The following is an 11,178-nucleotide window of genomic DNA, read 5'->3' on the forward strand; positions in this document are numbered from 1 at the left end:
CGGGACGGCCCGCGGGATCCGCTCCGCCGGACGGATCCCGGGGCCGGCGCCCCGGGCGGGTGTGCTGTCCGCGGGAGGGGGGAGGCGATCCGTCTCCGGGCCCGCGCGGTTCGGGGACCCCTGTACGGGTGCCTGCCAACCCGTACAGCCGATCGTTGATATACAGACATCGACATTCCTACGAGGAAGGCACGGCCGCCGCACGTGAGGGACACACGAGAGAGCCGGCTGCTCCTGGTGCTGCTGATCGCCATCGCGTTCGCTTTGATCACGGTGGACATCCGCGGGGGCGAGGACTCACCGGTCGACGGCGCCCGGCAGGCCGCCGCCACCGTCTTCGGACCGATCGAGAACGGCGTCGCGACCGCCGTGGATCCGATCGGCAACGCCATAGGGGCCGTGCGGGACTCCGGCGAGCGCCATGACCGCATGCGCGTCCTGGAGCGGGAGAACGCGGCGCTCAAGGCCCGGCTCGGCAGCGACGACCGCAACCGCAGCCGCGCCCGTGAGCTGGACAAGATGCTGAAGACGGCGGGCGCCGGGCGGTACGGCATCAAGGGCGCGGAGGTCATCGCCATAGGAGCGGCCCAGGGCTTCTCCTGGACCGTGACCATCGACGTGGGCTCGCGCGACGGCATCAGGCGCGACATGACCGTACTCAACGGCGACGGACTCGTCGGACGGGTCACCACCGTCGGTCCGGGCACCGCGACCGTGCTGCTCGCCAACGACCCGGACTTCACCGTCGGCACCCGGATGGAGAAGACCGACGAACTGGGCTTCGCCACGGGCCAGGGCGACCGCCCGCTCTCCGTCCAGCTGCTCAACGGCAAGTCCAAGGTGAAGAAGGGCGACCGGCTCGTCACCTTCGGCTCCCAGGCCGCCAGGCCGTTCGTGCCCGGTGTCCCGATCGGCGAGGTCGTCCGCGTCGACCCCTCCGGCGGCGATCTGACCCGGACCATCTACGTGAGGCCGTACGTCGGCTTCACCAAGCTCGACATCGTCGGCGTGGTCGTCGAGGCGCCCAGGACGGACCCGCGCGACACGGTGCTGCCGCCCAAGCCCGCCCCGCCCAAGCCGACGCCCACGGTGACCGTCACGGTCACCCCCTCTCCCGACGGCGCCGCCGCCCAGGGACAGAGCGAGAGCCGGGACGGCGTCCAGGGCGACGACCCGGGCAGCGCGCCGGGCACCCCGAGCGGCCCGCCGGCCGACAACCGGAGCACCGGCGGCCAGGGCCGGAGCACCACCGGCACCACCGGCCAGAACGACCAGCGGTAGGAGCTGACCGTCATGCGAGTCAACCGGGTGCTTCTCTCCACGGCCCTCGTCGTGGTCGCCCTCGTCGTCCAGGTCTCCGTCCTCGCCCGCCTCCAGCTCCCCGGCGCCGTCCCCGATCTGATGCTGCTCACCGTGCTCGGGCTCGCCATGGTGTACGGGCATCTGGCGGGCGCCTTCATCGGCTTCGGCGCGGGACTGCTCGCCGATCTCGCGCCGCCCGCCGACCACGCCGCCGGGCGGTACGCCCTCGTGCTGTGCGTGATCGGCTATCTCGCGGGTCTGGCCCGCCCGGAGAACGGCCGGCTCAGGTCGGCCGCCGGGCCCATGCTCGTGGTCGTCGGCGCGGCCATCGGCTCCACCCTGCTGTACGCGGGGGTGGGGGCCCTCGTCGGGGACACCGCCGCCCGCCATGTCGGCCTCGGCAGCCTGCTGTTCACGGCCGTCGTCTACGATCTGCTGCTCGCGCCGTTCACCGTGCCGTTCATCATGGCGCTCGCCCGCCGGGCCGAGAACGACCCCCTCGCCGACAGCCGGGACGGCGGCGGCGACGTCGCCTCCGGCTGGCTCGCCTCCGGCACGGGGCTGCGCATCGGCGGCCAGCGCGGCGGACTGCGCGCCAAGGCCGCGCGCGGCAGAGCGGCACGGGCGGGCCGCATCAAGGGCGTCAAGCGACTGTGACCGCGGGAGGGGCACGCACACCATGAGCAACATTCCGGAGACCGGGCGGACCCCCCGGGTCCAGATCCGGCTCGTCGTCATCCAGGTACTGGTCTTCTCGCTGCTCCTCACCCTCGGCGGCCGTCTGTGGTACCTCCAGATCCGCAACGGCCAGGAGTACACCGACGAGGCCAAGAACAACGGCGTCCAGCAGGTCGTCCAGCCCGCCGTCCGCGGTTCCGTCCTCGACGCCCGGGGCATCCCGCTCGCCGACAACGAGACCCGGCTGGTGGTCTCCGCGTCCCGGACCGAGCTGATGAAGATGAAGGACGACGGCAAGGAGGTTCTCACCCGCCTCGCCGGAGTCCTCGGCATGAAGCCGCAGGACGTCATCGGCAAGGTCAGGCTCTGCGACGCCAAGACCCCCCAGCCCTGCTGGAACGGCTCGCCCTACCAGCCGATCCCCGTCACCGACGAGGCCACCACCCAGCAGGCGCTCCAGATCCGTGAGCGCGCCGAGGACTTCCCCGGCATCACCGCCGAGCCCACCGCCGTACGCCGCTACACCGCGCCCGGCAAGGCCAACACCGCCCAGGTCCTCGGCTATCTCTCACCGGTCACCGACGACGAGATCGAGAAGGCCAAGGACTCCGACTCGCCCTACCTCCGCTCCGACCAGGTCGGGCGCTCCGGCATCGAGCGCACGTACGACAAGGCCCTGCGCGGCAAGGCCGGAGTCACCCGCTACGAGGTCGACAACCTCGGCCGGGTCATCGGCGAGGCCGACAGCGACGAGGCCCAGCCCGGCGCCAATCTCGTCACCTCCATCGACGCCCGTGTCCAGGCGGTCGCCGAGTACGAGCTGAACGAGGCGATGAAGGCCGCCCGCAAGGAGTACGACGACAACACGCGGGAGAACTACAAGGCCGACGCGGGCGCCGTCGTCGTCATGGAGAACAAGACCGGGCGAGTCGTCTCGATGGCCTCCCAGCCGACGTACGACCCCAACGCCTGGGTCGGCGGCATCTCCGCCAAGGACTACGCCAAGCTGACCGGAAAGGACTCCAACTATCCGCTGCTGAACCGCGCCATCCAGGGCCAGGCCGCGCCCGGCTCGATCTTCAAGGTCGTCTCGTCGGCCGCCGCGGTCAAGGCCGGATACGAGTTCAACGGCAGCTATCCCTGCCCCTCGTCGCTCTCCTTCGGCGGCCGGGAGTTCAAGAACTTCGAGTCCCAGTCGCACGGCTCCATCAGCCTCGGCCGGGCCCTGGAGGTCTCCTGCGACACCGTCTACTACGGCCTCGCCTACAACGAGTGGCAGAAGGACGGCGGCACCAAGCCCAAGAAGAACGCGAAGGACTGGTTCTACCGGACCGCGCACCAGTTCGGCCTCGGCAAGGAGACCGGCATCGACCTCCCGAACGAGGTCAAGGGCCGGGTCCCCGACCGGGGATGGAAGCAGGACTTCTGGAAGGCCAACAAGGACTCCTGGTGCAAGCAGGGCAAGAAGGGCGGCGACTACGTCGAGCAGATCGCGTACGAGAACTGCCTCGAAGGCAATCTGATGCGCGCGGGTGACTCCGTGAACTACTCCATCGGACAGGGCGACATCCTCGTCACCCCGATCCAGATGGCGACGATCTACGCGGCCATCGCCAACGGCGGCACCCTCTACAACCCCACCATCGGCAAGGCGATCGTCAGCCCCGACGGCAGAAGCGTCCAGGAGATCAAGCCGAAGGCGCACGGCAGGCTCCCCATGGACAACCGGACCAGGAACCAGATAAACGATGCCCTCGCGGGAGTCGTGACCGGTGGTTCGGCCGCCTGGCGGTTCAACGGCTGGCCGCACGACAAGATCCCGATGCACGCCAAGACGGGTACCGCCGAGGTCTTCGGCAAGCAGACGACCTCGTGGTTCGCGACGTACACCGACGACTACACGATCGTGATGACGATCTCCCAGGGCGGTACCGGTTCGGGCGCCTCCGGCCCGGCGGTCCGGAACATCTACGAGGCTATGTACGGGCTCGACGAGAAGGGGCAGCAGGACCTGAAGAAGGCGCTGCTGCCCAAGCCGCAGAAGAGCCTCCCGAAGATCCAGGCCGACGGCACCATCGAGGCGCCGGCGATCCGGCCGTACGAGCCGGAGAAGGACAAGAAGGCCGAGGAGAGCACCCAGCTCACGGACGGCAACCGGCAGGACCAGCCGCAGGACCCGCAACAGGACCAGCAGCAGGACGGAAACCAGCAGCTCGCGGGCACACCCGCGCGGAGGGACTGAGACATGTCCGGCACCCATGGCTTCTCCGTCTCGGGCTACGGTCCCCAGCGCGGCGGCCTGTGGACCCGGCTCTCCGCCCGCGACTCCCTCGTCCGCAGGCTGGACTGGCCGCTGCTGTTCTCCGCCCTCGCGCTCTCCGGCATCGGCGCGCTGCTGGTCTGGTCGGCGACCCGCGGGCGCACCGAGCTGAACCAGGGCGACCCGTACTACTTCCTCCTGCGGCACCTCCTCAACACCGGTATCGGCTTCGCGCTGATGGTCGCCACCGTCTGGCTCGGCCACCGCACCCTGCGCGGCGCGGTCCCGGTGCTGTACGGACTCTCCGTCCTGCTGATCCTGCTGGTGCTCACCCCCGTGGGCGCGACCATCAACGGCGCGCACGCCTGGATCGTGATCGGCGGCGGCTTCTCCCTCCAGCCGTCGGAGTTCGTGAAGATCACGATCATCCTCGGCATGGCGATGATGCTCGCCGCCCGGGTGGACGCCGGTGATCTGGTCCATCCCGACCACCGCACGGTCGCCAAGTCCCTGGGCCTGGCCGCCCTGCCCATGGCGATCGTCATGCTGATGCCGGACCTCGGCTCGGTGATGGTCATGGCGGTGATCGTCCTCGGTGTGCTCCTCGCCTCCGGCGCGTCCAACCGCTGGATCCTCGGGCTCATCGGCAGCGGTGTCGCCGGCGCGGTCCTGGTGACCGCGCTCGGCCTGCTCGACGAGTACCAGATCAACCGCTTCGCCGCCTTCGCCAACCCGGAACTCGACCCGGCGGGCGTCGGCTACAACACCAACCAGGCGCGCATCGCGATCGGCTCGGGCGGGCTGACGGGCATGGGCCTGTTCAAGGGCTCCCAGACCACCGGCCAGTTCGTGCCCGAGCAGCAGACGGACTTCGTCTTCACCGTCGCGGGCGAGGAACTGGGCTTCCTCGGCGCGGGGCTGATCCTGGTGCTGCTCGGCGTGGTCCTGTGGCGGGCCTGCCGGATCGCCCGTGAGACGACCGAGCTGTACGGCACGATCGTGGCGGCCGGGATCATCGCCTGGTTCGCGTTCCAGTCGTTCGAGAACATCGGCATGACCCTCGGCATCATGCCGGTGGCCGGACTGCCGCTGCCGTTCGTCTCGTACGGAGGCTCGTCCATGTTCGCGGTCTGGGTGGCGATCGGCCTCCTCCAGTCGATCCGGGTCCAGCGGCCGATAACGGCGTAGGGGCGAACCGCCCGGAGACCGAAAGCACCTCGTCACCGCCCTGGGTCTGCCGAAGTCGCCCGCCGCGAACTAGATTCAATTCATGGCGGACACGAAGCGCGAGATCGAGCGGAAATACGAAGCCACCCCCGAGACCCGACTGCCGGACCTGACCCGGGTGACCGGAGTCGCGGCCGTCCTCGACCAGGGCGTCATGGAACTCGACGCCGTCTACTACGACACGGCCGACCTGCGGCTCGCCGCGGCCTCCATCACCCTGCGGCGGCGCACCGGCGGCGACGACGCCGGCTGGCACCTCAAACTGCCCGTAGCCCCCGGAGTACGGGACGAGATCGGCGCCGCCCTCACCTCGGAGATCCCGCGCGGCCTCGCCGCCCTGGTCAGGGCCCGGGTCCGGGACGCCCGTCTGGTGCCCGTGATGCGGCTGCGCTCCTCCCGGGAGGTGCACCACCTCGTGAACGAGGGGGACGGGGGCGGCACCCCGCTGGCCGAACTGAGCCGGGATGCGGTCAGCGCCGAGCGCCTCGACGACGGGCGCACGGCCGCGTGGGACGAGATCGAGGTGGAGCTGGCGGACGGCGGCGACCCCGCGTTCCTCGACAAGGTCGACAAGAGGCTCCGCAAGGCGGGGATCCGGCCGTCGCGGTCCCCGTCCAAGCTGGCGAGGGCGCTGGCCGAGACGGGCCTGGAGGTGCCCGCCGCCGAGCCCGCCACCCCGTCGGACGCGGGCGACCACATCGTGGCCTATCTGCGGAAGCAGTCCGCCGCCCTGCTCGCGTACGACCCGGCGGTACGGCGCGATCTGCCCGACGCGGTCCATCAGATGCGGATCGCCACCCGCCGGCTGCGCAGCGCGTTCCGCACCTACCGGAAGATCCTCGACCGGGCCGTCACCGACCCGATCGGCGACGAGCTGAAGTGGCTGGCCGCCGAGCTGGGGGTCGCCCGTGACCAGGAGGTTCTCGCCGAGCGGCTGCGTTCCCGGATCGGCGCGCTGCCCCGGACCCTGCTGCTCGGCCCGGTGCGCGGCCGGCTGCGCGTCTGGAGCGCGGCCCGGGGCTCGGGCGCGCGCCGCCGGGCCGTCACCACCCTCGACAGCCGGCGCTATCTCGCCCTGCTGGACTCCCTGGACGCGCTGCTGGCGGACCCGCCGCTGCTGAAGGCGGCGTCCGGCCCGGCGGCCACGGTCATCGCGGGGGCGGTGCTCAAGGACTACGGGCGGCTGGCCCTGCGGATGACGCACGCTCTGGAACTCCCGCCGGGAGAGAGCCGCGATCTCGCCCTGCACGACGCCCGCAAGGCGGCCAAGCGCACCCGGTATGCCGCCGAGGCGGCGGTTCCCGCGCTGGGAAAGCCAGCGAAGCGCTTCGCGGGGCGCATGAAGGACCTCCAGACCGTCCTCGGCGACCACCAGGACAGCGTGGTGGCCCGGGACGCCCTGCGGAATCTGGCGGTCCAGGCCCATGCGGCGGGGGAGTCGGCCTTCACCTGGGGTCTGCTGTACGCCCGGGAGCAGTCGACGGCCGCCGAACTGGAGCGGGAGACCCCCGGCGTGTGGGCGCGTGCGTCGGCGGAGGAACTGCGGACGGCACTGGGCGGCTGAGGCTCGGGGTACGCTGGATGGTCACTCCTGCCAGCTCACGAAAGCCCTGAGATGTCTGCTGCCGAGTCGGTCTTCCCACAGCTCGAAGCTCTCCTCCCGCATGTGCAGAAGCCGATCCAGTACGTCGGCGGTGAGCTGAACTCCACGGTCAAGGAGTGGGAGGCCACCGACGTCCGCTGGGCGCTGATGTATCCGGACGCGTACGAGGTCGGGCTGCCCAACCAGGGCGTCATGATCCTGTACGAGGTGCTGAACGAGCGCGAGGGTGTGCTCGCCGAGCGGACGTACAGCGTATGGCCCGATCTGGAGGCGCTGATGCGGGAGCACGGCGTACCCCAGTTCACGGTGGACTCCCACCGGCCGGTCGGGGCGTTCGACGTGTTCGGCCTCAGCTTCTCCACGGAGCTGGGCTATACGAACATGCTGACCGCCCTCGACCTGGCGGGCATCCCGCTGGCCGCGAAGGACCGGACGGTGGACCACCCGATCGTTCTCGCGGGCGGTCACGCGGCCTTCAACCCGGAGCCGATCGCGGAGTTCATCGACTGCGCGGTCATCGGCGACGGCGAGCAGGCCGTTCTCGACATGACGGAGATCATCCGCGCGTGGAAGGCCGAGGGGCGCCCCGGCGGCCGGGAGGAGATCCTCTTCCGGCTGGCGAGGACCGGCGGTGTCTACGTGCCCGCCTTCTACGACGTGGAGTATCTGCCGGACGGCCGCATCGGGCGGGTCGTGCCGAACCGTTCGGGCGTCCCGTGGCGGGTGTCCAAGCACACCGTCATGGACCTCGACGAGTGGCCGTACCCGAAGCAGCCGCTCGTCCCGCTCGCCGAGACCGTCCACGAGCGGATGTCCGTCGAGATCTTCCGCGGCTGCACCCGCGGCTGCCGTTTCTGCCAGGCCGGCATGATCACGCGCCCCGTGCGGGAGCGAAGCATCACCGGCATCGGCGAGATGGTCGACAAGGGACTGAAGGCGACGGGCTTCGAGGAGGTCGGCCTCCTGTCGCTGTCCAGCGCGGACCACTCCGAGATCGGTGACATCGCCAAGGGGCTGGCGGACCGGTACGAGGAGGACAAGATCGGTCTGTCCCTCCCCTCCACCCGCGTGGACGCGTTCAATGTCGACCTGGCCAACGAGCTGACCCGCAACGGCCGCCGCTCGGGCCTCACCTTCGCCCCCGAGGGCGGCTCCGAGCGTATGCGCAAGGTCATCAACAAGATGGTCTCGGAGGAGGACCTGATCCGCACGGTCGCCACCGCGTACGGCAACGGCTGGCGGCAGGTGAAGCTGTACTTCATGTGCGGTCTGCCGACCGAGACCGACGAGGACGTGCTCCAGATCGGCGACATGGCGGTCAAGGTCATCGCCAAGGGCCGTGAGGTCTCCGGCTCCAACGACATCCGCTGCACGGTCTCCATCGGCGGCTTCGTCCCCAAGCCGCACACCCCCTTCCAGTGGGCCCCGCAGCTCAGCGCCGAGGAGACGGACGCCCGTCTCGAAAAGCTCCGCGACAAGATCCGCGGTGACAAGAAGTACGGCCGCTCGATCGGCTTCCGCTACCACGACGGCAAGCCCGGCATCGTCGAGGGACTGCTCTCGCGCGGCGACCGCCGTGTCGGCGCGGTCATCCGGGCCGTCTACGAGGACGGCGGCCGCTTCGACGGCTGGCGGGAGCACTTCTCGTACGACCGCTGGATGGAGTGCGCGGGCAAGGCACTGCCGGAGTTCGGTGTGGACGTCGACTGGTACACCACCCGCGAGCGCACCTATGAGGAGGTCCTGCCCTGGGACCACCTCGACTCCGGGCTCGACAAGGACTGGCTCTGGGAGGACTGGCAGGACGCCCTCGACGAGACCGAGGTCGAGGACTGCCGCTGGACGCCGTGCTTCGACTGCGGTGTCTGTCCCGCCATGCAGACGGAGATCCAGGTCGGCCCGACGGGCCGGAAGCTGCTGCCGCTGTCCGTGGTGAAGCAGTAGGCCGAAGCACGGGGGAACGGGGGAGGCGGATGCGGCATCCGTACGGGCGTGCGGTGCGTCTTGTCTGACATGGATGTGCACAAGGCATCACCCCGGGCGGCTCCGGACACCCCCCGGTGGGTGCCCGCCCCGGCGTCCGAGCCCGAGGGATGCCTGGCGGTGGCCGTGCGGGTGCCCGTGCGGATCGTGGTGCTGGTCGTCGTCGTACCCGTGCGGCTGGTCTGGGACCTGCTCGCCCTCACCGGCCGCGCCACCCACCGGGCCCTGCTCAGACCGCTCGGCAACGGGCTGGTCCGGCTGTACGCAAACGCTCTCGCCCCCGCCCTGTCCGCACTGGGCCGGGTCCTCGCCTTCCTCGCGAAGCTGCTCCTCGTCTGGCCCTGGGTGGGTCTGTGGCGCTATGCCGTCGTGCCGGTGTGGACGTACGGGGTCGCCGTCCCGTCGGTGTGGGTCTACCGCTCGCTGCTGACCCCGCTGGGGCACGGCCTGGCCTGGGCCGGTACCCATCTGGTGGCCCGTCCCGGCGGCCGGCTGCTCCGGTCGGTGCTGGTGCCCGCGCTGAGGTGGGCGGGACTGGCGCTGTTCGTCTGGCCCTGGGTGGGTCTGTGGCGCTATGCCGTCGTGCCGGTGTGGACGTACGGGGTCGCCGTCCCGTCGGTGTGGGTCTACCGCTCGCTGCTGACCCCGCTGGGGCACGGGACGCTCTGGGTGCTCCGGCAGCTGATCGTCGGCACCGGCCGGGCCATCGGCTGGATCTGTGTGCATCTGCTGTACACACCCCTCGCCTGGGTCGTCGGACAGCTGCTGGCGCCGCCCCTCGGGTGGCTCTGGCGCCGGGTCCTCAAGCCGGCCGGCGGCGAGATCGGCGCCGCGATCGGTGTCGCCTGGCGGGTCGCCGGATATCTCACCCGTGCCCTTGGCGACGGGCTGCTGTGGCTCTTCCGCACACTCGTGGCCGGACCCGTGCGCTGGTTCTACCAGAACGTCTGCACACCCGTGGGGCACGTGGTGCGCGATGTGATCTGGCAGCCCGCGAAGAGGGCCGCGATCGAGGCGGGTGCGGCCACCCGTTCCGCGTTCCGGTCGGCACGTGACGCGGTGCGTCAGGCCAGGCAGAGCGCATGGCGGGCACTGGGCCGGGAGAAACGCGTGCCGGAACCTGGGGAACCGGTTGTGCCTCCGGCGCGTACTCTGGGTAGTACGACGACTGTCCCCGGCACGGCGGCCGGGCCCGAGATCTCCCTGCACAAGCGGGGGTGAACCGGGCGGGCCCCCACGGGACACCCCCGCATTCCGAGGGCGGTACGCCACCCGCGACCGCCCCGCACCGAGGAGAAGAACCACTGGGCAAGCGACAGCCCGAAGGCCCGCCGCCCGCACCCGCGGTGCAGCGCATCCGCTTGCGCTACACCAAGCGCGGCCGCCTCCGGTTCACCAGCCACCGAGACTTCCAGCGCGCCTTCGAGCGGGCGCTGCGGCGCGCCGAGGTGCCCATGGCGTACTCGGCGGGCTTCACCCCGCACCCGAAGGTGTCGTACGCCAATGCCGCACCCACCGGTACGGGCAGCGAGGCCGAGTATCTGGAGATCGCCCTCACCGAGCACCGCGACCCCGGGACGCTGCGCGAGCTGCTGAACGAGTCGCTGCCGAGCGGGCTCGACATCACCGACGCCGTCGAGGCCCGTACGCCGGGACTCGCCGACCGGCTCACCGTCTCCGTGTGGGAGCTGCGGCTCGACGGAGTCCGTGCCGAGGACGCGGAGAAGGCCGTCGCGGCCTTCCTCGCGGCCGGGACGGTCGATGTGCAGCGCAGGACGAAGAACGGGATGCGGACCTTCGACGCGAGGGGCGCCGTGGCGGAGCTGCGGGCACTTCGTCCACAGCCTGATAGGCCCCTGGACCAGCCCTGTGCGATACTGCGCCTGGTAGTACGGCACGTAACGCCTGCCGTGCGACCCGACGACGTCCTGTCCGGTCTCCGCGCTGTGGCCGACCTGGCGCCGCCGGTCCCCGCAGCGGTGACCAGGCTGGCGCAGGGGCTCTTCGACGAGGAGTCCGGCACGGTGACCGACCCGCTCGCGCTCGACCGCGAGGCAGTTCCGGCCGCTCCCACCACGGCCGCCGGGACGGCCTCCCCCTAGCTCCGCCGGGGGGAACACCGCGA

Annotated in this window: 8 protein-coding genes; all 8 read left to right on the forward strand. The window is 70.9% G+C overall.

Translation table 11 applies throughout. The features are described 5' to 3' along the window. Window positions 1-204 precede the first annotated feature (204 nt). Window positions 205-1,281, forward strand: a complete 1,077-nt coding sequence (gene mreC, locus ACFYT4_RS00270; RefSeq protein WP_389263693.1) for a rod shape-determining protein MreC — start codon at window positions 205-207, stop codon at window positions 1,279-1,281. Between the two features lie 12 nt (window positions 1,282-1,293). Beyond that, window positions 1,294-1,959, forward strand: a complete 666-nt coding sequence (mreD, locus tag ACFYT4_RS00275) for a rod shape-determining protein MreD (RefSeq protein ID WP_389263695.1) — start codon at window positions 1,294-1,296, stop codon at window positions 1,957-1,959. Window positions 1,960-1,981: 22 nt separating this feature from the next. Continuing rightward, window positions 1,982-4,222, forward strand: a complete 2,241-nt coding sequence (gene mrdA, locus ACFYT4_RS00280) for a penicillin-binding protein 2 (protein WP_389263697.1) — start codon at window positions 1,982-1,984, stop codon at window positions 4,220-4,222. A 3-nt stretch (window positions 4,223-4,225) separates the two neighbouring features. After that, window positions 4,226-5,428 carry a rod shape-determining protein RodA gene (gene rodA / locus ACFYT4_RS00285; RefSeq protein ID WP_389263699.1) on the forward strand — a complete coding sequence of 401 codons (1,203 nt, stop codon included), beginning with the start codon at window positions 4,226-4,228 and terminating at the stop codon, window positions 5,426-5,428. 82 nt (window positions 5,429-5,510) lie between these two features. Continuing rightward, on the forward strand, window positions 5,511-7,031 hold the full coding sequence (locus ACFYT4_RS00290; protein ID WP_389263701.1) for a CHAD domain-containing protein: 1,521 nt from the start codon (window positions 5,511-5,513) through the stop codon (window positions 7,029-7,031). A 51-nt stretch (window positions 7,032-7,082) separates the two neighbouring features. Beyond that, the gene (locus ACFYT4_RS00295; protein ID WP_389263703.1) at window positions 7,083-9,014 is read left to right on the forward strand and encodes a TIGR03960 family B12-binding radical SAM protein; all 1,932 of its coding nucleotides are present in this window, start codon (window positions 7,083-7,085) and stop codon (window positions 9,012-9,014) included. A 69-nt stretch (window positions 9,015-9,083) separates the two neighbouring features. Beyond that, the gene (locus ACFYT4_RS00300) at window positions 9,084-10,274 is read left to right on the forward strand and encodes a hypothetical protein (RefSeq protein WP_389264230.1); all 1,191 of its coding nucleotides are present in this window, start codon (window positions 9,084-9,086) and stop codon (window positions 10,272-10,274) included. A gap of 125 nt (window positions 10,275-10,399) precedes the next feature. After that, on the forward strand, window positions 10,400-11,155 hold the full coding sequence (locus ACFYT4_RS00305) for a TIGR03936 family radical SAM-associated protein (RefSeq protein WP_389263705.1): 756 nt from the start codon (window positions 10,400-10,402) through the stop codon (window positions 11,153-11,155). Window positions 11,156-11,178: the final 23 nt, after the last annotated feature.

The organism is Streptomyces sp. NPDC004609, from assembly GCF_042873655.1.
In the GTDB taxonomy this organism is placed as follows: domain Bacteria; phylum Actinomycetota; class Actinomycetes; order Streptomycetales; family Streptomycetaceae; genus Streptomyces.

Coding starts and splice junctions, on each gene's coding strand:
- mreD (WP_389263695.1), top strand. CDS start 1,294: ATGCGAGTCAACCGGGTGCTTCTCTCCACGGCCCTCGTCGTGGTCGCC.
- ACFYT4_RS00300 (WP_389264230.1), top strand. CDS start 9,084: ATGGATGTGCACAAGGCATCACCCCGGGCGGCTCCGGACACCCCCCGG.
- ACFYT4_RS00290 (WP_389263701.1), top strand. CDS start 5,511: ATGGCGGACACGAAGCGCGAGATCGAGCGGAAATACGAAGCCACCCCC.
- mrdA (WP_389263697.1), top strand. CDS start 1,982: ATGAGCAACATTCCGGAGACCGGGCGGACCCCCCGGGTCCAGATCCGG.
- ACFYT4_RS00295 (WP_389263703.1), top strand. CDS start 7,083: ATGTCTGCTGCCGAGTCGGTCTTCCCACAGCTCGAAGCTCTCCTCCCG.
- rodA (WP_389263699.1), top strand. CDS start 4,226: ATGTCCGGCACCCATGGCTTCTCCGTCTCGGGCTACGGTCCCCAGCGC.